This is a genomic window from Gluconobacter sp. GP1 (genome assembly GCF_032913585.1).
Lineage (GTDB): Bacteria > Pseudomonadota > Alphaproteobacteria > Acetobacterales > Acetobacteraceae > Gluconobacter > Gluconobacter cerinus.
In genome coordinates this window covers 87,389-108,496 of sequence record NZ_JASGXC010000001.1, presented here as the reverse complement: position 1 = coordinate 108,496, position 21,108 = coordinate 87,389, and the positions used below count along the sequence as shown (strand labels likewise).

Sequence of the window (21,108 nt, the reverse complement as noted above, 5' to 3'; positions counted from 1 at the left end):
GCTCTTCAGCGGCCTGGGTTACCCCCTCTGCTTGCAACGGCGGAGGGGGCGTTCTTCTGTAACCTTAGAACAACCCGCTGCCGGTTTTGACGGCCGAAGCATTCATGGTGTGGTGCCAGACGACATTGCCGTTGAAGATTATGGTCAGTGTCTTTTCCGTGCCATGGGTGCCCTGATGCAGGTCGCCATAGAGCGGAATGAAGTTGGCGGCGTCAGACGAGGCGTTGGTGAACGCATAGCGCCACTGCTCATGACCGCTATCGGTGAACGTGCTCTCGCGCGGATCTCCGAACAGGGCCCGGATCTGGTCCTTGGTGGTCACGCCATCATGGATCTTCTGATCGATGGACGCACCGGTCTCGTTTTTGAGGGCTTCGTTCCCTTCCGAGGCGCAGCCTGTCAGGGCGATCAGCCCCGTGAAAGACAGCGTGACGGCAAGGGTTCTGAGAAGACGTGCAGACATGCGGGATCCTTTGCTGTTTTTGCAAAAACAGTCGATGACGGGAGAATTGGAAAAAAAGCGGGCGACCTGCCGAAAAACGAACGGACGTCTCAGTCCAGCCCGCGAAGCCTGCGGCGGTCTTCAGCGGCTTTCAGTTTTCGAAGCAATGGTTCTCGCGGAGCCGTCCAACAGCTCATGCCCACAACGAATGCAAAGAGCGGATGCCAGGGCAGAGCCAGCGCGATGCCGCACAAAAGACAGGCGCCCGCTCCGAACCACGAGACATATCTCAGCAGAACCCGCGTCTCTTCCTCCTCGGCACCATATTCTTCCAGATAGGCCGCCAGGCGGGCCGCGCGTTTTGCTTCGGTCGCTTCGCTGTACAGACCGTCTGTTGAAGACGTCATGAGCGCTTATCTCCCCCAGTGGGCGTGGAAGACGACCCGGATCACCAGCGCCGTACCCAGCATCAGAGCCGCAGGGGACAGGACGTCGCGGGCCTTCAGCCACGCGAACAGCCTGACCGAAGACCCCAGGGCCAGAACGAGCAGGAGAAGAACGATCAGCACAAGAAGGAGAGAAACGACCATGTCAGACGCCCCCTGACAGGCAGGGACAGGGGCCAGACCGGAAGACACAACGGGACAGAGACATCATCGCCAGCTCCTTGCAGTTCCTGTGTGGCAGGACAGCCCTGCACACACGATGAACTCAACAAGTCAGATGATCTACGATTTCCCGTGTGCCGTCAATACGGATATGCGCCTATTTATTCAAACAGGTTCCCGTATATCGTGAGCGCCTCAGGGATGAGGCACGCCGCCGATCCAGACCACTTCGCCGAGCAGTTTGAAGCACTCCAGGCGATCGGCCTCAACGTCCTGAGGCGGGTAGCGATGATTGTCAGCAATCACCCGGACCCCGCCACCGAGTTTGGGGTCAAGGCGACGGATCAGGATGGCGCCAGCACTCTCCAGCGCATAGAGCGCGCTGCCCGTCACGGTCGTGACGCTCCGGTCCACGATGACCAGATCACCCGAGGACAGGGTCGGCTCCATCGCATCCCCTGCATTGCTGATAAGGCAGAGAGCTGTGAGGTCCCGGGGGATGACACTCTGCAACCAGTCACGGCCAATCCGCAGGCCGTCTTCATGATGATCATACCAGGGCACAACGATCTGACGGGTCGAGGTGGTCTGGACCGTTGTCGCCCCGGAGGGTGAGCCGCCGGCCGTGCCAAAGGCGATCCAGTCCAGGGACACACCGCAGACCCGGGCCAGCGACGCAAGGGCGGAGAACTTCATCTCCCCGCCATTCATGTAGTCTCTCAGGGTCGTATACGGCACGCCCGCCGCCTTGGCGGCATGGGTGATGCCAATACTCTGCGCCGCTTCGCGGAGGCGCTCGCCGCGCTCGCGCATCAGGCGGATCTGGTCGTCCATGAGTTTACGCTTTCGCCTGGAATGTCGGGGCACGCAGAGGGTCCTCATTCGGAAATGAGGTATCAATACGATATTCCGCTTGATATGAAAGTCGGAAAACCGTATCTCTTGGCATTGAAATGTTGCGTGGCCCGTGACTCGTCATGGTCAGATCCTCGCATGAAACCGACATTTTTGTCCAAGGGATTGTCATGCCTGAAGATCCACTGTTGCCACCGCCCCGTCCAGCCGGTCTCGAGGACCTGCATGCCGGTCTGCATGACGTGCTGCGTCTGATCGAGATCGAGCATGCGCTGCTCAAAGGGCGGCTGGAGAGCCTTCGCGCGGATACGGAAGGTGCGCGTCTGCTGGAGGGCGTGATGGTGCTCGGCGCCGTGCTGCAGCAGCGGATGGGCGGTCTGCTCCAGCTCTGCCGCGAGGTCGGGAAGCTGTGACGGAGCGCTCCATCGGACATAACGCGTCCTGACCCTGCCGTTTGCTTCGTCGAAGCCCTGTTGTTCCCTTCCATACGGTCATCATCTCTTATGTCAGAACACTCAGAGCCGTCTTCTGAGCACGTTGTGCTGGACGGACACGGCCTTGCGCGTGCCCTTCCTTTTGGTACCTACCCGTTGACGGATGTGCAGAAGAAGATCCGGAAGGTCTTCTTCAACACGCCATTGGGATACAGCCGTCTGCGTCGGTCCTTCATGGAACGGTTCAAACGAGACTGCTCCTCAGGTCCCGTCGATGCGACCCTGTTCGGGCTGAAAGTGCGGTTTTATCCGCAGGACAACCAGACGGATGCAAAATCGGCGGTGTGTGGCGCGTGCTACAATCATCGCGAACTGAAATGGCTGCGGCGCCATCTGCCGAAAGGCGGGACGTTTGTGGATGTCGGCGCGAATATGGGGTTCTTCTCCCTCTACGCCGCCCAGAGAGAAGCCCGTGTCATCGCCGTTGAGCCGAACCCGGTGCTGTTCGAGCGCCTGACGACCAATATGAGGCTGAACGGGATGCAGGCGGATCTCTTCCGTGTCGCCGTCGGCGATCAGGAGGGCTCTGGTCAGCTCGTGCAGGTGAATGGGGATTTTGGCGGCGGTCGGATCGGTGCGGGGCACGGTGCTGCGGTGCGGATCCGTCCACTTCTGGACATTCTGAAGGCCTGCGATGTGACGGCCGTGCATGTTCTGAAAATTGACATCGAAGGCTACGAAGACCGGGCGCTGCTGCCGTTTTTCCGCGAGGCACCGGCCGCGTTGTGGCCCGATCATCTCATCATGGAAGACACCGAGCATGGCCGGTGGGCCCAGGACGTCTTTCCGGTGCTGCGGCGCTGTGGGTATGAACGCCGTGGGCGCAGTCGGGGGAATATCCTGCTCTCAAGGTTCTGAGGGGTGCTGGGGAGGAATGAAATTAAGAACTTTAGTCCTGAGCGTTCGGTTGAAGCGACGCTTGCTCCGGCTCCCCCGAATAAAGTTGGAAGCGGAAACCTTGCGTATAAGGCCCATGTGGAAATCGGCTTGGCGTTAGTGTTCTTTTTCCTAATTTATAGCTTCATCTAGAGACGGGCTGTTGACCCATAAGTTGGGTCACATCGCCCTGGTTTTCGTCATAAAATCTAGTATACAGCGGCTGAAAGAAACTTATTAGGAGCCTGATTTGCCATCCACTTTCGGAATTGTCGATTTGTTTGCCGGTCCCGGCGGACTTGGCGAAGGATTTGCGTCCCTCGTTGAGGACGGCCATGCGCCGTTCCGGATCGGCATTTCGGTCGAGAAGGAGGCGTCGGCCCATCGTACCTTGATGCTGCGTGCGTTCCTACGTGAATACCGTGCGCATCATGGCGTCTTGCCGAAAGAGTTCATTGATTTTCATGCCGGGCAGGTACCCGAACCAGACTGGTCAGCCATCGACGCTCGAGCGTGGCAGCAGGCCATTGAAGAAGCCCGCGCACTTGAACTCGGTACAGAGGCTGCGACGAGCACTATAGATGGCGCCATCGCGACGCTGAAACGGAAATATGACGACACGATCCTAATCGGTGGGCCGCCGTGCCAAGCCTATTCCTTGGTGGGGCGTGTCCGCTCCAGAGGTAAGGTAGGCTATGTCCCTGAAGAGGATGCACGGCACTATTTATTTCGCGAGTACATCCGCGTCCTCGACAAGCTTCGTCCGGCCATCTTCGTGATGGAAAATGTTAAGGGCATGCTTTCGTCGACAGTTGAGAGTCGACTTGTCTTTGAGATGCTGATGGATGACCTGTCCTCGCTTGGCACGAATCACGCTCATCATTATGAACTTCGTGCCGTTCGAGTTGAGGATGGCAAGGTCAGCCTCCATGAGGCAGCCCAGCCTTCGGATTTTATCGTGCGCGCCGAGGCTTTCGGGGTTCCGCAGCGTCGCCACAGGGTAATCATCGTCGGCATCCGTTCGGACATCGCAAGGCAGAATGCGGACGCGGAGATCACTGTATCGAAAAGGGCGCGGACCGTCCGCGATGTCATCGAAACGATGCCGGCCTTACGAAGCGGCCTCAGCCGGGGGCTCGACGATGCGGTCGCTTGGCGAAGAGAAGTCTTGGACGCATCGACATTACTGGCCGGCGTCTGCAAGGGGAAAGGTAACCGTACGCTCCGTGAAGAGTTTCTGGCTGTCTCAGAACAAGCAAAGGAAAATATGCCTACTCTTCGGGCGACTTCACGGTTGCCGGAAGGCTATGGGACTTCAAAAGATAAGTTGCTGGAATGGATCGAGCGAACGGAACTACGCGCGATTGCTCAGCACGAGACGCGTGGGCATATGGCTTCGGATTTGGGCCGCTACCTGTTTGCTTCCGTGTTCGGGATCGTCCGTGGCTACAGCCCGAAAGCCGCTGACTTTCCTTTGGTACTCAGCCCAGACCACCGCAATTGGCACAGCGGTGTCTTTAACGACCGTTTCCGGGTTCAATTAGCGAACGAGTCATCGACCACTGTTACGAGCCACATTTCCAAAGATGGCCACTACTTTATCCATCCTGATCCGATCCAGTGCCGCAGCCTAACCGTTCGTGAGGCAGCTCGTTTACAGACCTTCCCTGACGACTATTTGTTTTTGGGTAATCGGACACAGCAGTACGTCCAAGTTGGAAACGCTGTGCCGCCGTTCTTGGCAAAGCAAATCGCGCGGCTGGTGTTTAAAAGCCTGCTAGCTGGCGATAGGAACATTAATCGATAACTAAAGTGTACGCACCTTTCGCACGACGAGCCGTTCTCACCGGAACTTCAGGGTAGAGTTTTTTCATCACGGCAAAAATTCTCACTTGATAATCGTTCACCATACGCTCGCTCAGAATGACTTCCTTGATCGCCTCGTGCGGGTACGGCCTAAAGATCGGATCGGCGTTGCTCTGCAGCGATTGAAACAGAAGACGTCGTCCTCCTTCATATTTCCACTCCTTAGATTTTTCTGCAAAGCTAAATTGCCGTAATGCTTCTCCACAAGCCTGTTCGCAAAGTGGAATCCAGCTTATTTCGTCTGTCTTCCCCAAATACTGGACTCTTGTTCTCGTCTCCTCAATCGCTATCTGATGATACCATTATTGGTCCCGAGTGATCGCGTAGACGAAACTATCTAAAGTTGGTGGCGCATCAATGTAGGCAATGTCCATAACATAACCTTCTGGTTCGGCTTTGGTGACCAAGCTCTCATCAAATACAATACAAAAACCCCTAAGATCGTCTGCATAGTGAGACTGTATAAGAAGGTTGTCTCGTTGCGAACCTAAACATGCGATTCTTAATTTATTTCTTATTTCTTGGAACTGTGGTTGAGAATCTTTGCATTCATCAAAATACGCAATCAAGTTCTCGTCTTGAGATGAACAACCTTCCACGCCCCATGCCTGGAGAGCCGCCACAAAGCGTTCAGGTTCGCGCTTTGCCTCGGAAACTCCTTCATGAATGTCGCTCCAGAATTCAAATGGGCCATTATAGGCCGAATAGTGCTGACAGTAGATTGCACCGTCCTCGAGATTTCTGAGGGAATATTCCGTCGGACCGCAGAACTTTAATAAATCCTGTTTCGTTTCTGGTATGCTGGTGCACTGCTTTTAGTTCAGAGAGACTTGATCTCACTTATTCCCTTGCCGGGCGGCGCAAATTCAGTGGCTCTCACTTTTTCCCACGTGTTTGCACGCTTCGCTACTTCCGAAATCTGCTGACCTGGGGCGATCCTGTTGAACTCGGCGTTTACGATAACGGCCCAGTCCCAAAGCAGGTCCCGCAGACCAGATGAAATCCCTTGCCGCATCCAGATCTGCTCGAGGTCGAGCTTGTCGCCAAGTCGGTCCGCGACCACCGAAACGACATAGGTGGCGATGTTCACCCAACCTTGGCGGAACACCTCTTTCGCCTCCCTCGTTTTGATCATGCTCTCGATCGCCTTGAACAGAATGACCTTAGCGATCATTGCTCGATACCACTGGGCGTCGAGCGGGCTGGGAACAATAGTGGGATCATCATCGAGCGCAGCCATGAACGCTGCAAAGTTTTTTTCGCCAGCCATTGCGACTTGATTTGGCTTGCCGCGCCACGCTTCATGGTACTTTGCGATGTCGTTCTTGGTCAGTTTGCGTTTTGGCGGGATCATCTCCTTCAGGTTTCGCCTCTTGGCCGGCGTGGTGCCTTCTCTCAGAAGCATGACATTGTATGCGCCAGCTGCTCGCTCATAGAACCATCGTGTAGCACCATCGGGACACCAAGTGCCGTTCGCAAGTTTTTCAAGCTCTCGATGGAAAGGACGGTTTGCCGACAAGTCGGATATTTTTACCGTGTTCTGACTATTGGCATAGCGGGACACATTGCTGATAAGTCTTTCGCGTGCTTCGTCCTGTGATTCTTTGAGGATGATAATCTTGGCCGGGACCATCACATGGCTGAGATCGATCGTGCGATCGTCGCGGGATGAGAAGTAGATGGTCGAGGTCGTCTGGCCACCGTTCACTATTTGCAGGCCCTTCAGGAAAGACAGGCCTAAATTCCCGTCGGCAGTCCGCTCAAACGCAGCTTCGTCGCAGACAAGCACGAGCCCATTGTTGAAGGCGAGAAAGTGTTCTGGCTCCTTTCGCAATGTTTCGACGATACCCTTGTTGGCCGTACGTTTGTTCCCTAAAAAAGTGCGAATGTTGGCTTCGAGCAATGTCGTTCCATAGCGCAGATAGAGATCCCGAATGAGCTGCCCGGGTATGGCGGTAAGGGCATACTCATAATCAGCATCGGGATCTGGGACATGGACGCAGGGCAGTGCTCGACCAATCGACTGGACGAAACTAACAGCCAACTCGTCTCGTGGTTTGCCCTCGGTGTGACGGTAGAGCCTCTCTATGTCCATGGCCTCAACGGCTACCATCTTCTGGTGAACTTCCTTGTTCGAGAACCGCTTGGTCTTGATCTTGCCATCTGTAATCACGAACACGCGAAGTCGGTCGATGTCGCCCCAGCGAGAACGAATGGTTGCCACAAGGTCCCTGACTGGATGGGTAGGATCGACCCTTGCATCAAGGCTGCCGGTTGCTGCACGGAATAAAAAGCGAACACCTTCGCTGGCAGTAGCGGTGGCATCCGAGTCCTTTAAACCGTTCAGTTCCTCGGTCCCGAAATAGTGGGTCACGAAGAGATCGAGGGCCGTTTCATCAGAGCTGAGCGCATAGCCCGTAATGCGGAGTTTCGCGTTACCGACCTTGCCACTCCAATGGCAAACTGTTGGTGCCTCGCAGATCCCGGCTTCTGCGACATGCTCCATGACCATCTCTGCAAAGACAAGTTCATCCGAAGGGAATGGGCCTTCGCCATCCTCTACTCGCTCGGCAACAATGGTTTGCATGTCGGAACGAAAGTTATGGTGAAATTCTTCGAGGCTCATGTTAAACTAGTCCAAATTCATTTATCACTTCCCGGAGCCCGATCGAGGGTATTTCGAGCGCGTCGAGGTCGAGTACGTAGGCAGCCGAGCGGATGGCGGGTGAGAGCATAGTGCGCTTGAGGCGGGGCATGTCACCTTCCGCAAGGAATGCCCTCACGTCCTTTAATGTCAGTATGCGTCCGTAAAGCCCTGCATGCTCGTCTAGGTATCCCATCACCATGAGCAATGCTTCGAAACCGCGTTGTACTCCGGCCAGTCGGAACTTTTCTCGGAGTGCCGTGACAAGACTGGCGAGCGAGACACCATCGATGCATTCTTCGAAGCGGAAGGCGCACAGGAAGATAGGCGCCCGATCACTATCGAGCTGTTCTATGCTGTTGACCCGCGCGAGGAAACTGCCGGCCCGGGTTGTGCTCTTCACTTCTACCGCGCCTCCTCGAATGTGAAAGTCCTGCGCTGCTCGCAACGGTCCCTGCCAGCAGTCGAGAGCACCAGCCCCAAGGGAGGTGTGCGTCAACTCTCTGAGCATCCAAAGTTCGCCGAGCAGGCCAATCTGAGCGTCGGACGAAAGGGGGCGGTGTGTTCGAGCCATGAAAGCCTGCCACTCTTTGACCCGATTGAGGAAAGCTTCCATAACGTCGCAGTCCGCGTTATTGGCTGCTGTCTCCAAAGTTCTCAGAACATCCACAACCATGATGGCGAAGATGTCGGGTGAGCCTTCTGGCCGTCTGACGAGAGCAATCGCCGTTCTACCTGCAAATAAGGTCTGCTCCTTGATGCAGGAGACGTCGAAGCCCTTGCCTTCAGGAAGCCTTTCCGGGCTCACCGGCCATAATCCTGGAAAGGAGACAATCAGTGCCTCCCGCCCAAGTGGAAACTGACAACCTGCCTCAATCGAGACCGTACCCACATCGGTGAGATGCACAAATCGCCAGTTTTCCACTGTTGCCTGCCGCGCGAGCGCTCGCCAGGCACGAACAAGCCCCTCTTCAGTCCACCCAGTCATTGATCCCCCCCCATAGTACGCTGTTGGCGATGTATCTGGAGTTGGAGACCTTTCTCTCGGAAGTGCTTGACGGGAAACTGATGGCCCAGGCAACGACGGGATCGGCATTCTTCAGTTCATCGACACCCGCACCTACAGGATCAAGCAGATAGAGCATGAGCAGACCGCGTTCCCGGCGGGACGGAATACCCATTTCGGTGACACCTTCGCCAAGTATGTAACGGATCTGTGGGCCTCTCGGTTCGGACGGTGGCTCCTTGCCTTCGTTTCGATCCGTATCGTTGCGCCAGGTTTTGCGGCTGAGATCGAGCGCTGCCTTCCATTCTGCCTCGGTTAGATCGATGGCCTGATCGCGTGGTGAGATCAGGGTCTTGATCGAGTATCGATCCGGATGCTCGGTCGTGCGTTTTCGCTGAAGCATATTTACTGAACAACCACCTAGCGTGCGGTGTTTGTCGTCCGGACCGCTGTCCTTCCCGATCAACGCGATGGTCCAGCTCGTGAGCTCGCCATCCTTGTTCATCTCTTCAATGAAGTCCGCAATCAGCGGACTCATGATTCTGAAGCTGGCGGAGTGAGTCCTGTAGTCCCTGAGAAACGAGATGACATTCAGAGCTGATACATTCCGCCAGAGGTGACCGTTCCACTTTTGACCTTGTGGAACGAAATACTGATCGTTCAGATCCGTCGATGGACCGAGTGTATTGATGAACCTATTCGCGGCCTTGAAGTTTGCAGTGATGTCATTGTTACGGTTGGGAAACACGATGGTCTGCAGAAGGTCGCCCGAATAAGTCAGCTGCATCGTGCGAGCGTTTCTCATTTTGGCCCGAGACGTCACTGTCAGCACGGAATGTGATTTTACTCGCAGACCAAACTGTTTTGGCGTGGCGCCCGCCGCAACCATGTTGTCAAACTCCTGGCGGAGCTCTTCTGCGGCATCGGCGATGTGACCGAACCACTCCACCATTTCCTCCGATGTGTAGAGGCGGCAGACATCAAGATAACCATCACGGTAACCGAACCATCGTCCCATCTGCATAAGCGTATCGTACATACGTGCGGTTCGAAGGAAGTAGCTCGTGCAGAGACCTTCGAGCGTCAGGCCACGTGCCAGTTTGTCACCGCCTATGGCAATCACCTTGAGGCCAGTGCCATCATTTTCGGAGTAGTCGAGTGCGTCCTTGGCCGTACCATTGATCTCCCGGACACGAATGTCTGACAGCACGTCGGGTAGGACAGCCCGAATGTCTGCCCACGAGAAATCCTCCAGCGTTTCGCCTTCAACGAGGGCAGAACGGATATCCTGCATGCCTGGAAGAAAGGTTTCCTGATATTCCGCGCGCATGAGCTGCTCGAGCTCCGCAAGCTCAATGCTGCGGGTATAACGTCCCTTCAGATCTCGCACATACTCTGTAACCTGGTTAACGACGGCGCTCTGCACCGAGGTGAAACGGGTGACGTGGATAAGCATCGACGAATGTCTGCTCCCCTGTCCGCGTAGCTTCCTCACGGCACAGGCATAGAGGAAGGAACGGATCGCCTCTGCGAGCGAATCGGGTACACGATCCTCACCTTTCCAGCGTGGCTGATGCCCGTTTTTGTGTGGCTTGATTTCTGGAGAAGTCGTGGTCTTGCTGGGCATCCAAGGCTGGAATTCATCTTCCATCAAGGGGCGAACAAGTGGCAGCTCTTCAGGTGTGCTGGAAGCCGATCCGAAGACACGACCAGGTCCGACATAGTTTGATGGGGCTGCGAGGTTGGTGATGAAGGATGCTGGAAAGAGGTCTGGTCCGTGCTTCTCGGTCTCCCCGCGGTCATGAATGAAAATATTAGCAAAGGGTGTCGCCGTGTAGCCGATATAAGCTTTTCGCGAGAAGTGGTGAAGGATAGACCGGATCAACCTGTTGATTGTCTTCGGCTGATGCTCGAGATCTGGGATGCCGGACTCGTCGACGACATCCTCACCGGTGTCCACCGATCCATGGTCTGACTCGTCGTCGATAACCAGAAGCGGCAGGTTGGTGACGAGCTTCCGGCCTGTTTCAGGGTTGATGTGATTAGCTACACGGTTGCGGATCCAGTGCAGCAGGCGCTCCAGCACCGTCTTGTTCTTTTTGACGACGAACAACCACGGTCGCTGTTCCGGACTAATATTCATCTTCGCTGCAACGGCTGTATTGAAGTCGCCTTTGTCGCTCCGATTGGTTGCAGCATTGGGACGGACCGACATGTCCTTGTCGATCAGTCCTACCCCCACTGCTGGGAGCTCATCAGCATCTGCGATGGTGGCGAAACCTAGAAACCCCTCGTCCAAGCGGATCTGGGTCTGGGCTCTCAGGTTGTTATGCAGGCCAGCAAGCACGATGATGATCTTGTAACCGGCGTCGGCTGCTTTGCAGATCAGTCCGGTATAATTGCCAGTCTTTCCCGACTGAACATGGCCCACGACCAGTCCGCGACGATCCCAGGCGCCTTCCCGGGTCGGGTCCTCGAGCTGTGAAAGGACTTCGTCGGTTGAAACGTCAAGGGCGTCGAGGGCCGTCCAAGGGATGCGTGTCTCCATATATTCTGAGTAGCGCCGCCAATAGGTCCAGTCCTTCTTCCTTTCTGCATCAAGCCAAGCGATATGGTCTTCACCGTTCGACAGGGTAGCGTTCTCGCCCACTGTGCGGCTTGAACGCCGGATCAGTTCGTCGGCGAGTGCGTCCCGATCAACAAGGGCGAAATCGTCTTCCATCATGATCGACAGCTTGGTCAGCTCCTTCTCGATCATTTCCGGTGTAACAGCGCTTTGAGCGCGTTCCGCGGAGAGGCGGAGCATGTTCTGGGCCATGGAAAGGATTGAGTCGAAGGCTTTCTGGTTTGAAATCGTCATTGCGTATCTTTTACTCCGAGGGCGGCAACAAGATCTGGGTGTCGATCAAATGGGGGTGTACGGCCAAGCCGTTCGCGCGCTTCTGTTGGGCTGAGACCACGGAACGTCACCAGTGCTTCAAACATTGGCAACAGTATCTCTCTCACTTCGTTGTCGGCTGCACCTGCGAAACCAGTTCTTGGCGTCTCCTTGTCCTCCGCCGTATCCAGCCAGATACGTTGAACAGGAACCGTCTCCTCGATCAGCCTCAAAAGAGCGAGGATGTCGGGTTTTAGAGAACCGGCGCGATCCAAGATCGAGGCGACAAGGTCATGGTCGCGAGCGATGCGGTACGATGTTCCTTGCGCCGTACGTCGTACTTGCCAAGTTTCGACTCCTGCGTTCGAATTTATGCCTGAGGCTGGAGTGACATGACCCCGGTGGGCAAAGACTCTTCTTGCCGAGACCCGCGTTTCTGTTGCCAGACGGTGAAGCTGAGATCGCAGTCGTACTGGCGGACTGGCCGTCGACTTCAGGACATTGATCTTCCAGTCGGCATCCGCGCTGTTCGGTATGTCGAGCCGAATACGGGCAAGTCTGTGAGCTTCATCACGCGGCCATGGCTTGCCGCCGTCGCCGAGGCCGAGCCAGCCCCCGGCGAGAAGAAGACGCTTGTTACGATAGACGTAGAAGCCCTCCTGCTGCGTCCATCCTCCGGGTCCTGCTGCGGCTTCATGTTCTGTAGGCTTGAGCATGTCACGATGCGGAAGAACGTTGCATTGCACAGTCACACCAGTGGTGTGGAGTATCCGATACTCCGGGCTCTCCAGCGCTTTGCCGGGATGACCAATCAGGTACGGGTCCCATGGTTTCACTCCTCGGCCATTAAGGGACAAGCGAAGCATGGGCAGCTGGCCATCAAGAAGGCGATGAAAAGTCATCGCAAGGTGCCCCTCTATGTGATCTACGAGTTCGATCATGTTGGTGGCCGCGAAACCATCAGTTACGATACGGTCTAGCTTTTCCAATAAAACAACGGTGCCGTGGGCCATCTGGTCCAGCGGGGCGAGCAGATGTTCTGATCCTGGGGCCGGTCCCTCGAAGAGGGGCCATTCGGCGGCGGGTTCCTGACCGATAAGATCGAGGTCCCAGCGTAAACAAACGACTGGTCCACCCTCTTTCCGGCTGGCGACGGTCAGGCGACGGGCCTGAGAGAAGCTGGCTGTCTTCAGACCTAGTCCAAAGCGTCCAAGGTCTGTGGCGGCGCGTTCAGACCTTGGATCGCGTGCACCTAGGCGCATGCCAGCCTCCAGAGCTGCGTCGTCCATACCACCACCGTCATCGACGATTTTTATCCAGCTCTCTGGACCAGCCCATTCAAGATGAACGGCGACGTCGCGCGCATTTGCAGCGATGGAATTGTCTATGAGATCAGCAAGTGCAGTGGGAGGCGCGTAGCCGAGCCCGCGCAGGGACTCCAGCATAGAACCGGCATGAGGCGGAGCATTCCTTACGCCCATATCCATTACATCCCAAGTAGAGTTTGAAGACGCTTTTTGCGTCCAGGGTGAGCAAGATGGGCGAGTGCTTTGGCCTCGATTTGACGAATGCGTTCGCGTGTCACTCCGTAGATCTGACCGATCTCCTCAAGGGTCATATCGGTCTCACGCTCGATCCCAAAGCGCATCCGGATCACATCGGCTTGGCGTTCCGGCAGATCAGCCAGTGCTTCCGCCACAATCCGTTCGGTTTCTGCCTGATTGACGATATCTGCGTCTGAAAATTCGGGCAGCAGGTTGTCCCACTCACTGATGCTTGCGGGATACTCGGCTTCACGTGGTATACTACGGAACTCTCTAACTTCGTCGATTGTCCATTCCAAATCATCGGCGAGTTCGTAGTCGGAAATGATGGCATTGACTCGGACGTCTAGTCTGTCCAAGGCCCGATCAAGCTTGGTAATCTTCTCGTTTCGGTGCACGGGGATGCGGATTGCCGCGCCTTCATCAGCGCGCCATCGCGTGATTGCCTGCCGCATCCAGTAAGTGGCGTAGATGAGAAAGCGATAGCCAAGTTCTGGGTTAAATCGTCTTGTAGAACGCTGTAAACCTATGAACGCTACTTGAAAGACTTCCTCTGGATCTTCTCCTTCAACCACGTTCCGCGACGCAAAACGCCGTACGTAAGGCAGATGCTCGCGGATAAGGCGCTCGTTGACGGCTTCAAAGACCAGTATCTCAGCTTTCAACGTACTGGCCTCGTTTTGAGACGACGGGAACTGTTGGAGTCGACGAAATAACTCCTTGTGGAATGCCAGAGAAAGATCCAATGCATCGAGCGCGGCGAGTGCTTTTCGTCGTTGTTTGCCGTCCAGCATCCGTCCGCTGGTATGCCACGACCTCAGGGTGTCGACAGCTTCCATTACGTTGGATGTCTCTGCATGGTTCTGACGCGAGGGGATGATAGTTCTAAGAGACACTGAGGCGGGGTCTCGCGAACCGTCGCGGATGCTGTTCATGACGTCGAGGATTGTTACGACAGCGGTCTCGGAGGACAGGATACTAAGCTGGAGTTCCTGTTTGGCCCGTATCATCGGCTCAAGCAATTGAAGTTCGTCAGATTTGTTCATGACGAAGCGTTGTGTGCCAGGCAGATGCGTTCGACGTGTAAGGGCCGTCTCGATAGCATCGGCTAGATCATCGGACGAAATGTCCGAGATGACATACCACAGATCCATATCCTGCCCGGTCGCCTGTTCGAGGTCGAAGCCTGCTGCCTCCAAATTGCGTTTGAGATTGATACGTAATTCCTCAAAATCACCGTTCCCTTCGCAGGCGTCGACTAGACGGTCGATATCGTTAAGGGAGCAGCAGCCCTTGGCCAAAATTTCTTCTGACCAAATGAGGCAGAAATCCGGGTCGATCGACATCCGCGTACCAGTATGGACGACTGCGCGTTTGTTCGATTTTCGGCCACTCTTGCGGACCTTCAGGAAGTCATTTTCCACACCGTAATCTATTGTTATAGAGGTACAGGTGTCTGAGCCGATCCCTTCTCCGGCAATCGGCGCAGGTGAAAGGTCAAGATTCCAGTCCCCCACTTCGTTGTCCGAAACCACAGGTGACGGACTGGCAAGTGTTATGAATGTCCCGGATGCCGTGGCGCCCGCATAGTAATTGAAGAATTCCTCTGGTTCTGCCTTGGCTTCGAAATTCAACAGGTCATCGAGGTCGTCAACCCTAACGGTTGGTTCAGTCTTCTGAATAACGGTGAAACGGCAATCCTCAATTGCATCTGGCCCGGCAACAGCAGTCTCGGTAGCGAGTGAGCCTAGGCTCTGGCTAAGCGTTTCTGTCTCCCGAGGTGGCGCCGCAAGCGACGACAGAAGCTGCGAGGCGAGACCGTGGCCTTCGGCAAATGCCACTTCAGCAGGCGTCTGTCGATCATGGTTCAGTGCGTCGGGGTCAGCGCCTGACCGAATAAAGAGATCGCACACGGCCAGACTGCCTGTACGTGCAGCAAAGTGGAGAGGTGTATCTCCCTGCAGGTCAGTAGCGTGAAGGCGAGAAGATGCCGCAAATTCGACAAGCCTATCGAGCTTCCCTTCAGCGATCAGTCGGATCTCGAAAGGTCTAAGAACATGGCTTTCAAGTTCGCTCGCCGTCTGTTTGCGACTTCCAAATATGCGGGACAGTCTATCCATGATCTTCATGAATGACTTTCCTGTTGAGATATCGCGATCTTCTGGTCTTGCGGCTTCCTCGTGCCAAAATCGGTATCAACTTTGAAGAGCCTCAATAAGTAGTACAACAGCTTCTGTCGAACCTTGATCTTCATCTTGTTGCTACGCGTCTCGTAGTTGAGCACAGGTGACCTGCAAGATTTTGCGATGGGGCAGTGTACAACCGGACTGTCAGGGTAACTTCGGCATTCAAGTTGTGCTCGTCCACCGTGGCCTCCCAATCCTTCCTGATAGGCATGATAACTGCGTGCGCCTACTCTTTTGATCCTAAATCAGAGTAGACGTTAAATAAACCTTTGGAATCAAATTAGGACAGGTCTTTTTTAGGGCTTGGTTAGGTACAATTAAGGATCTATCAATCTGGTTCCGAAGCCCAGATCCCGATCTTGGAATTTAATTGATGTCTAGAATTACTGATTTCCATAAAGTAATTGAGGTGTATATTCAATTTGTTGGATATTGTACAGTAAAAATGTCTAATTTTTATTAAACGACCATTGATTTTTGGCGCATGGTCTTTGTAAGACTAGCAACTGCGTTTAAAGAGCGGAGACCAATCTCATGTGCAGGAATGCCCACTCGTGATTTTTCAAACAGGCTCTTAGGACATTTTCAACGTTCAAGCCCACCCTTCGCTTTCTCACAAGCTGATTTTTGCCACAGAACAGGATTTCCAGACAGAGATCATGACTGTTGAGATCAAGGATTCGCGGTAGTCTGCATGGTGTATGCATTGGTCTTTTCTCTCAGAGAATTTTAGGAAATCAGGTCCGATTTTCCTGCTTCCGGGTATAGTTTTCGACATGAAGAGATTCCAAGATGTCGAGTGCAACCAGACGAAAGGCAATGCTGGCAACGGTCCTACCAACGCCGGAAGCTGTCTGCTGAAGCGTTGCTCCCCGGAACCAGAAGGTGGTGAGTTTCTTGTCATGAATGTTGCCCACCTGACTCCCATGTTAGCTAGCCTAGTGGGCGCAGCAGTTTTTGTAAGGGTCGCAGATGGGGGACAGCCCTTTGCAGGATTTCTTTCCGGCGGGACGTCCTGCCGCATCCGCCGACAGGAGCTTTTCGTTTACAGGATTGTTAAAGACGGGACAGACTGACCTTGGGAATAGCAGCCTGTGGGCTGGGGATCTGAAGCTGGAACAGATCTGTGTCTGATGAAAAGGGAAAAAAATGAAGCGCTGGATGATCATTGCCGAGGACGGCCGTCACGCAACGCTTGGGGAGCACCGTTCGCCCAGTGAAGAAGAAATCGATCAGGTAACGGCTTCCCTGTCTGCACATGGACTGGGTGGATGGCTCGTTCTGGGGGACGGGGACTATTACCAACCCCGCAAACCATTCGATCTGGAAAAAGTTCGGCAGGTTTCCGACAGCCAGGTGTCTTGGGAAGTGGCTGAAACCCGGTTCCGAGATCTTAGAAGCCGGAGCTGTTCTCCAGCCGGATAGCTTCTTCCTGAAGAGAGTACAGTTTCCTGTCAGACCGGATCCAGGAAACGGTTTCCGCTAGTAGCGTTTCCCACGGAAGACGGGCGGGCCCCCGCATGGCGCATTCCCAGACTTCAAGGACCCGCCATCCCTGCTCAAGCAGGGCTTGGCGGTTTCTGTCATCTCGATCTCTGTTGCCGGAGATTTTGGCCCGCCAAAATTCCGTCCGAGTTCTGGGCAGCCGGAACAGATGACAGTGATGGCCATGCCAGAAACAGCCATGAACCAGAATCACAGCTTTCCAGCGGGGCAGAACGATATCAGGCCGCCCTAGCAGTTTCCGGTCATGAAGACGGTAGCGGAATCCTTTTGCATGCAAGGCTTTACGTAGCAGAATCTCGGGTTTCGTATCCTTGCCCCGGATCCCGGACATCATGCGGCTGCGGACCGCCGGCGAGACAATGTCAATCAATGGGACGAACTCTCACGCAGGCTGATGAAAGTTCCTTTCTGCGCTCCGGATATTTAGTGCTCTGCATGATGTCCTGACATAGGAGAAAGAAAAATGGCCAGTTCACGGAGGACAAGATAGAAACGAGCAGAGACGCTTATCGATCCGAGTTATGGCCAATGCAATTGCTCATGAAGATAAAAATACTTTTAAATTTAGGCTCAGGCCTTGCATCCAGAACATGATGGTTGCTGCGAGGTCGATGGCTGAAAGAATACTGTCGGGAATCTGTCATAGCAGGTTGGGACCTGCTGCCAGTCCTAGAGCTCGGGCCCCGATGCTATCACAAGGGTCATTGCGGTCTGAGCCGTGCCGCATTTTGCGGCAGCTAATTCTAACATGCAATGATTTATGTCTGTTTCAGAGAACTCAGCGCTGCGCACCAGCGTCTACAAAGACGGCGTAAGCGGATCAGCGGCTTACGCCTTCAAAGCGGAACGAAATCAATGAGTAATATAAATCCGTCTAAAGTATCATTCTTGTGAATATTACTTATGTTTATTGCGTGTCCAATCTCTGATTTTCCGATTGTCGGCCTTAATGACTGTTGTCTTGTGGTAAGGCACAACCTATAATCAGCTTCAAATACGAGATAATCGGGTGGATAATAATGTTTGGACCACAGCATCTAAAATATATTATAAAATATCTTGAGGGTATCGATTTTGCTCTTTCACAGAAAATGCGTCGATCCTATGCGCCAGATGAGCCTGCTTTAACTAATGAATTATGCGCTCTGCTTGATTGTAAGACGCAAGAAATTGAGAAAACTCTTTCTTATAATTTATGTGATCTTAACAAAGATTTAGATTCTGTTGGTGATGCTTTAGATTTTGAAGTTAGTATTGACACATATCCACATAATTCAAGCATGGAACGTTACGTATCTCAGTCCGATTTTGGAATTATTCTAGAATATGAAAATCATGTGTTGCCATCGACGAATTGGTCTGCAGCGTATTTATTGCAAGCAAAAAAATTGTACAGAAACTCAAAAAATAATGAATACGATAAATCTTCTAGATTTATGTCTTCAGACACAGATCAGCACAAAAGAATTGAAAATCTCAATAAATATTTAAACGGACACATAAATTATATATTATATTGCCCTCAATTATTGGACTTGACTAGAGAGGCTCAGATACAAATGAGAGCTCTTCATAATAAAAACACGGCTCAATTAATTTATGATTATGGCATTGGTCTGGAGTTCCGGGATTTTTTAACGAGAAACAAAGGTATTAATTCCGGGGTATGGCTTACCACAGTCGACGAAAAGCCAAAAAATTTGGCGAACTTACATAGCAAATCCTTTGAAAGTGCTCTTCCATTTACTTGGTTCATTATTGAACACTTTTCACAGAGGGGATTTTCTGGAGCATTTAGAGGTCTTTTACAAGACGGGCCTATTATAGCTAGAGGCAAAGGATCAAAAAATACTGTCGTAAGAGGTATAATTTCGGGAGATTCCGACATAATAAAAAAAGTTATTTCAGAAATGAAAGAAGAGAATGCCCCGGAAAATATAACTATTATACCAAAGCAGAGCATTACGATAAAAGTTTCTGTTGGGAAATCTTTGTCTCCTGATCAGGCGCAGGTTTCTTTTGATTAAATATTATTTCGTGATGGAAATAAAGGTATAATATAAATTCAATCAGTAGCGATTTTATAAATAAACTTTGCATAAGGGTAAAATTTGAAATGTCCGATTCCCCCCCATTTCCGCCATTAGCCAAATGAATGCTGGGTAATCATTCGGCCCCTTTTGCGGCTGGAGAAGACTGAACGGCAGTTGAAAGCGTTTGATCCTGATCGGCGCAGATCTCGGGACCATGCCTGAACTCTGTGTGCTCATCGCCCCAGGCCTTGAGAGCCATGATGACAGGCTCGAGGGTCCGCCCGCGTGGAGTGAGGCTGTATTCCACCTTTGGCGGAACTTCCGGGTAAACCGTCCGTAACACGAACCCGTCACGCTCCAGTTCGCGAAGCTGGGTCGTCAGCATTCTCTGGGTGATGTTGGGCAGGCGCCTGCGGATGGCGTTGAAGCGTAATGTTCCCTGAAGCAGGTGATAGAGGATCACGCCTTTCCATTTTCCGTCAATGAGCTGAAGCGTTGCTTCAACAGCGCAGCCGGGGCTGCAATCGAGCGACTGATGGCGGATGCGGGTCATAACGGTATCATTTCCGACACTATGGGCGTTAAAAGTGCGTTCTTGTCTGAAAACAGCATAGTGCTCACTCTTCTCCTCATTCAACAGAGGAGCAGACATCATGCGGGCCATCGGTTATCAGGCGCCGCTTCCCATCGAAAATCTGGCGTCCCTTCAGGATATTGATCTACCGAAACCTGTTCCTTCGGGCCGGGATCTTCTGGTGGAAATCAGGGCCGTGTCGGTCAATCCGGTTGATACAAAAGTCCGCCGTAGCGCAACGCCGGAGGCGGGTCAGTGGCGTGTCCTGGGCTGGGATGCCGCAGGCGTTGTCGTCGGCACCGGACCGGACGTCACGGATTTTTCTGTCGGCGATGAGGTCTTTTATGCGGGGGCGATTGATCGCTCAGGGACCAACGCGGAGTTTCATCTGGTCGATGAACGGATTGTCGGTCGTAAACCCCGTTCCCTGACCTGGGCTGAAGCTGCAGCCTTACCGCTGACCGCAATCACCGCCTGGGAGATGCTTTTCGATCGTCTGGACGTTCGTCGGTCTGTCCCGGGAACGACGCCATCCATATTGATCATCGGGGGCGCAGGCGGTGTCAGTTCCATGGCGATCCAGCTGGCCAAGGTGCTGACTGATATCACGGTCATTGCCACGGCTTCGCGCCCCGAAACGCAGGCCTGGGTCGCATCTCTCGGGGCAGATTACGTGATCGATCACAGCAAGCCTCTGGCCGCACAGGTTGCTGCCCTTCCTACGGACGCTCCCGGCTTTGTCTTTTCCACGACGCAGACGGATCAACATTTGTCAGAAATCATCGAACTTCTTGCGCCCCAAGGACATTTCGGTCTGATTGATGATCCGGCTGATCTGAATGCCGTCCCTCTCAAAAAGAAAAGCCTGTCCCTGCACTGGGAGCTGATGTTCACCCGCTCATTGTTCGGAACGGCAGACATCAGCGCACAAGGGAAACTCCTGAACGACGTGTCGCGCCTTATAGACGAAGGTCGTCTCCGTACGACACTCGGTAAAAATCTCGGGCATATCACCGCCGCCAATCTGCGAGAGGCTCATGCCCTGATCGAGAGTGGTCAGGCCAAAGGCAAAATCGTTCTCGAGGGTTTCCCTGCCTGAACGGAGAGAGCCATGACGAAAACATTCAAAGCGCTTGAGAAGGGCAAACCTCATGAATGACGAAGAGCATCTTACGCCCCTGAACCGGACGGGAGGTCGCTTCGATCTCAATAAAATTGCGGCGGCATTCCCCGAAACGGCGGACACGATGCTGCTGGACACCTATCTGACCGACAAGCCGGAAGCCAGTATCCGGGTCTTTCGAATCTATCGGGATGTGCCGCCGCATTACCATACCCAGTGCGATGAAGTGCTTCATGTCCTGTCCGGGACAGGCACATTCTGGATAGATGATCCGGCTGACGAAGCCCCGTTTGCACCCGGCCATCTTCTGGTGTTCCCCCGTCAGGCTGTGCATGCCGTGCCCCGCATTCTGGGCCATCCAGTTGTTTTTCTGGCTATCGACACGCCGCGACGGGCCCCGGATGACGTGGTGTTTGTGGATCCTGCCGATGGTACGCCCTCCGGTTTTATCGCAGGGATCTGACGGTATGGGG

21 protein-coding genes are annotated in these 21,108 nt (G+C 53.8%); 8 read left to right on the top strand and 13 right to left on the bottom strand.

Annotation, left to right across the window (positions count from 1 at the left end):
• Positions 1 to 64: 64 nt before the first annotated feature.
• The 4 genes from R5H23_RS00530 to R5H23_RS00515 all read right to left on the bottom strand — a co-directional run bounded on the left by R5H23_RS00530 (position 65) and on the right by R5H23_RS00515 (position 1,884).
• On the bottom strand, positions 65 to 463 hold the full coding sequence (locus R5H23_RS00530) for a hypothetical protein (RefSeq protein ID WP_317213872.1): 399 nt from the start codon (positions 461 to 463) through the stop codon (positions 65 to 67).
• 89 nt (positions 464 to 552) lie between these two features.
• Positions 553 to 849 (bottom strand): hypothetical protein, encoded by a 297-nt coding sequence (locus R5H23_RS00525; protein WP_317213871.1) that lies wholly within the window; start codon positions 847 to 849, stop codon positions 553 to 555.
• A 6-nt stretch (positions 850 to 855) separates the two neighbouring features.
• On the bottom strand, positions 856 to 1,032 hold the full coding sequence (locus tag R5H23_RS00520; protein WP_282860419.1) for a hypothetical protein: 177 nt from the start codon (positions 1,030 to 1,032) through the stop codon (positions 856 to 858).
• Between the two features lie 213 nt (positions 1,033 to 1,245).
• Positions 1,246 to 1,884: a LexA family transcriptional regulator gene (locus tag R5H23_RS00515; protein ID WP_194254787.1), complete on the bottom strand. Its 639-nt coding sequence runs from the start codon at positions 1,882 to 1,884 to the stop codon at positions 1,246 to 1,248.
• 191 nt (positions 1,885 to 2,075) lie between these two features.
• Between R5H23_RS00515 and R5H23_RS00510 the strand changes: the two genes are divergently transcribed.
• The 3 genes from R5H23_RS00510 to R5H23_RS00500 all read left to right on the top strand — a co-directional run bounded on the left by R5H23_RS00510 (position 2,076) and on the right by R5H23_RS00500 (position 5,082).
• On the top strand, positions 2,076 to 2,318 hold the full coding sequence (locus tag R5H23_RS00510) for a hypothetical protein (RefSeq protein WP_007284186.1): 243 nt from the start codon (positions 2,076 to 2,078) through the stop codon (positions 2,316 to 2,318).
• A gap of 90 nt (positions 2,319 to 2,408) precedes the next feature.
• Positions 2,409 to 3,257: an FkbM family methyltransferase gene (locus R5H23_RS00505; RefSeq protein WP_317213870.1), complete on the top strand. Its 849-nt coding sequence runs from the start codon at positions 2,409 to 2,411 to the stop codon at positions 3,255 to 3,257.
• A 268-nt stretch (positions 3,258 to 3,525) separates the two neighbouring features.
• On the top strand, positions 3,526 to 5,082 hold the full coding sequence (locus R5H23_RS00500; protein ID WP_075595263.1) for a DNA cytosine methyltransferase: 1,557 nt from the start codon (positions 3,526 to 3,528) through the stop codon (positions 5,080 to 5,082).
• On the opposite strand, the gene R5H23_RS00495 is transcribed toward R5H23_RS00500, so the two are convergent.
• From R5H23_RS00495 to R5H23_RS00465, 7 genes are all read right to left on the bottom strand, one after another.
• Positions 5,072 to 5,395 carry a hypothetical protein gene (locus tag R5H23_RS00495; RefSeq protein ID WP_317213869.1) on the bottom strand — a complete coding sequence of 108 codons (324 nt, stop codon included), beginning with the start codon at positions 5,393 to 5,395 and terminating at the stop codon, positions 5,072 to 5,074. The genes R5H23_RS00500 and R5H23_RS00495 overlap by 11 nt on opposite strands.
• Before the next feature lie 48 nt (positions 5,396 to 5,443).
• Positions 5,444 to 5,764 carry a hypothetical protein gene (locus tag R5H23_RS00490; protein ID WP_279313315.1) on the bottom strand — a complete coding sequence of 107 codons (321 nt, stop codon included), beginning with the start codon at positions 5,762 to 5,764 and terminating at the stop codon, positions 5,444 to 5,446.
• Positions 5,765 to 5,961: 197 nt separating this feature from the next.
• Complete coding sequence (locus tag R5H23_RS00485) at positions 5,962 to 7,767, bottom strand: AIPR family protein (protein WP_317213868.1); 1,806 nt, start codon at positions 7,765 to 7,767, stop codon at positions 5,962 to 5,964.
• A gap of 1 nt (position 7,768) precedes the next feature.
• Positions 7,769 to 8,773, bottom strand: a complete 1,005-nt coding sequence (locus tag R5H23_RS00480; protein WP_317213867.1) for a PD-(D/E)XK motif protein — start codon at positions 8,771 to 8,773, stop codon at positions 7,769 to 7,771.
• Entirely contained in the window at positions 8,757 to 11,651 is a 2,895-nt protein-coding gene (locus R5H23_RS00475; RefSeq protein ID WP_317213866.1) for a Z1 domain-containing protein, read from the bottom strand. The genes R5H23_RS00480 and R5H23_RS00475 overlap by 17 nt, the downstream gene beginning before the upstream one ends.
• Entirely contained in the window at positions 11,648 to 13,150 is a 1,503-nt protein-coding gene (locus tag R5H23_RS00470; RefSeq protein ID WP_317213865.1) for an ATP-binding protein, read from the bottom strand. Before R5H23_RS00470 ends, R5H23_RS00475 begins: the two co-directional genes overlap by 4 nt.
• 5 nt (positions 13,151 to 13,155) lie before the next feature.
• Complete coding sequence (locus R5H23_RS00465; RefSeq protein ID WP_317213864.1) at positions 13,156 to 15,342, bottom strand: sigma-70 family RNA polymerase sigma factor; 2,187 nt, start codon at positions 15,340 to 15,342, stop codon at positions 13,156 to 13,158.
• Between the two features lie 833 nt (positions 15,343 to 16,175).
• On the opposite strand from R5H23_RS00465, the gene R5H23_RS00460 reads away from it, so the two are divergent.
• Together R5H23_RS00460 and R5H23_RS00455 are read left to right on the top strand one after the other, a co-directional pair.
• Positions 16,176 to 16,475, top strand: a complete 300-nt coding sequence (locus R5H23_RS00460; protein ID WP_317213863.1) for a hypothetical protein — start codon at positions 16,176 to 16,178, stop codon at positions 16,473 to 16,475.
• Between the two features lie 73 nt (positions 16,476 to 16,548).
• Positions 16,549 to 16,824: a hypothetical protein gene (locus R5H23_RS00455; RefSeq protein ID WP_015073837.1), complete on the top strand. Its 276-nt coding sequence runs from the start codon at positions 16,549 to 16,551 to the stop codon at positions 16,822 to 16,824.
• Here the strand turns inward: R5H23_RS00455 and R5H23_RS00450 are convergent.
• On the bottom strand, positions 16,793 to 17,275 hold the full coding sequence (locus tag R5H23_RS00450; RefSeq protein ID WP_317213862.1) for a very short patch repair endonuclease: 483 nt from the start codon (positions 17,273 to 17,275) through the stop codon (positions 16,793 to 16,795). The genes R5H23_RS00455 and R5H23_RS00450 overlap by 32 nt on opposite strands.
• A 649-nt stretch (positions 17,276 to 17,924) precedes the next feature.
• Here R5H23_RS00450 and R5H23_RS00445 point away from each other — a divergent pair.
• Entirely contained in the window at positions 17,925 to 18,932 is a 1,008-nt protein-coding gene (locus tag R5H23_RS00445; protein WP_317213861.1) for a hypothetical protein, read from the top strand.
• Between the two features lie 139 nt (positions 18,933 to 19,071).
• On the opposite strand, the gene R5H23_RS00440 is transcribed toward R5H23_RS00445, so the two are convergent.
• The gene (locus tag R5H23_RS00440; RefSeq protein WP_317213860.1) at positions 19,072 to 19,491 is read right to left on the bottom strand and encodes a helix-turn-helix domain-containing protein; all 420 of its coding nucleotides are present in this window, start codon (positions 19,489 to 19,491) and stop codon (positions 19,072 to 19,074) included.
• 100 nt (positions 19,492 to 19,591) lie between these two features.
• Between R5H23_RS00440 and R5H23_RS00435 the strand changes: the two genes are divergently transcribed.
• Entirely contained in the window at positions 19,592 to 20,611 is a 1,020-nt protein-coding gene (locus R5H23_RS00435) for a zinc-binding alcohol dehydrogenase family protein (protein WP_317213859.1), read from the top strand.
• A gap of 52 nt (positions 20,612 to 20,663) precedes the next feature.
• A complete protein-coding gene (locus R5H23_RS00430; RefSeq protein ID WP_317213858.1) occupies positions 20,664 to 21,098 on the top strand; it encodes a cupin domain-containing protein in 435 nt (144 codons plus the stop codon).
• Positions 21,099 to 21,108 lie beyond the last annotated feature (10 nt).

What these genes read in the sequence shown, in the direction of transcription:
- R5H23_RS00480 (WP_317213867.1), bottom strand. Translation starts at nt 8,773, where the DNA reads ATGACTGGGTGGACTGAAGAGGGGCTTGTTCGTGCCTGGCGAGCGCTC.
- R5H23_RS00460 (WP_317213863.1), top strand. Translation starts at nt 16,176, where the DNA reads ATGAAGAGATTCCAAGATGTCGAGTGCAACCAGACGAAAGGCAATGCT.
- R5H23_RS00515 (WP_194254787.1), bottom strand. Translation starts at nt 1,884, where the DNA reads ATGGACGACCAGATCCGCCTGATGCGCGAGCGCGGCGAGCGCCTCCGC.
- R5H23_RS00505 (WP_317213870.1), top strand. Translation starts at nt 2,409, where the DNA reads ATGTCAGAACACTCAGAGCCGTCTTCTGAGCACGTTGTGCTGGACGGA.
- R5H23_RS00520 (WP_282860419.1), bottom strand. Translation starts at nt 1,032, where the DNA reads ATGGTCGTTTCTCTCCTTCTTGTGCTGATCGTTCTTCTCCTGCTCGTT.
- R5H23_RS00440 (WP_317213860.1), bottom strand. Translation starts at nt 19,491, where the DNA reads ATGACCCGCATCCGCCATCAGTCGCTCGATTGCAGCCCCGGCTGCGCT.
- R5H23_RS00435 (WP_317213859.1), top strand. Translation starts at nt 19,592, where the DNA reads ATGCGGGCCATCGGTTATCAGGCGCCGCTTCCCATCGAAAATCTGGCG.
- R5H23_RS00465 (WP_317213864.1), bottom strand. Translation starts at nt 15,342, where the DNA reads ATGAAGATCATGGATAGACTGTCCCGCATATTTGGAAGTCGCAAACAG.
- R5H23_RS00430 (WP_317213858.1), top strand. Translation starts at nt 20,664, where the DNA reads ATGAATGACGAAGAGCATCTTACGCCCCTGAACCGGACGGGAGGTCGC.
- R5H23_RS00470 (WP_317213865.1), bottom strand. Translation starts at nt 13,150, where the DNA reads ATGGGCGTAAGGAATGCTCCGCCTCATGCCGGTTCTATGCTGGAGTCC.
- R5H23_RS00485 (WP_317213868.1), bottom strand. Translation starts at nt 7,767, where the DNA reads ATGAGCCTCGAAGAATTTCACCATAACTTTCGTTCCGACATGCAAACC.
- R5H23_RS00530 (WP_317213872.1), bottom strand. Translation starts at nt 463, where the DNA reads ATGTCTGCACGTCTTCTCAGAACCCTTGCCGTCACGCTGTCTTTCACG.
- R5H23_RS00510 (WP_007284186.1), top strand. Translation starts at nt 2,076, where the DNA reads ATGCCTGAAGATCCACTGTTGCCACCGCCCCGTCCAGCCGGTCTCGAG.
- R5H23_RS00445 (WP_317213861.1), top strand. Translation starts at nt 17,925, where the DNA reads ATGTTTGGACCACAGCATCTAAAATATATTATAAAATATCTTGAGGGT.
- R5H23_RS00455 (WP_015073837.1), top strand. Translation starts at nt 16,549, where the DNA reads ATGAAGCGCTGGATGATCATTGCCGAGGACGGCCGTCACGCAACGCTT.
- R5H23_RS00475 (WP_317213866.1), bottom strand. Translation starts at nt 11,651, where the DNA reads ATGACGATTTCAAACCAGAAAGCCTTCGACTCAATCCTTTCCATGGCC.
- R5H23_RS00525 (WP_317213871.1), bottom strand. Translation starts at nt 849, where the DNA reads ATGACGTCTTCAACAGACGGTCTGTACAGCGAAGCGACCGAAGCAAAA.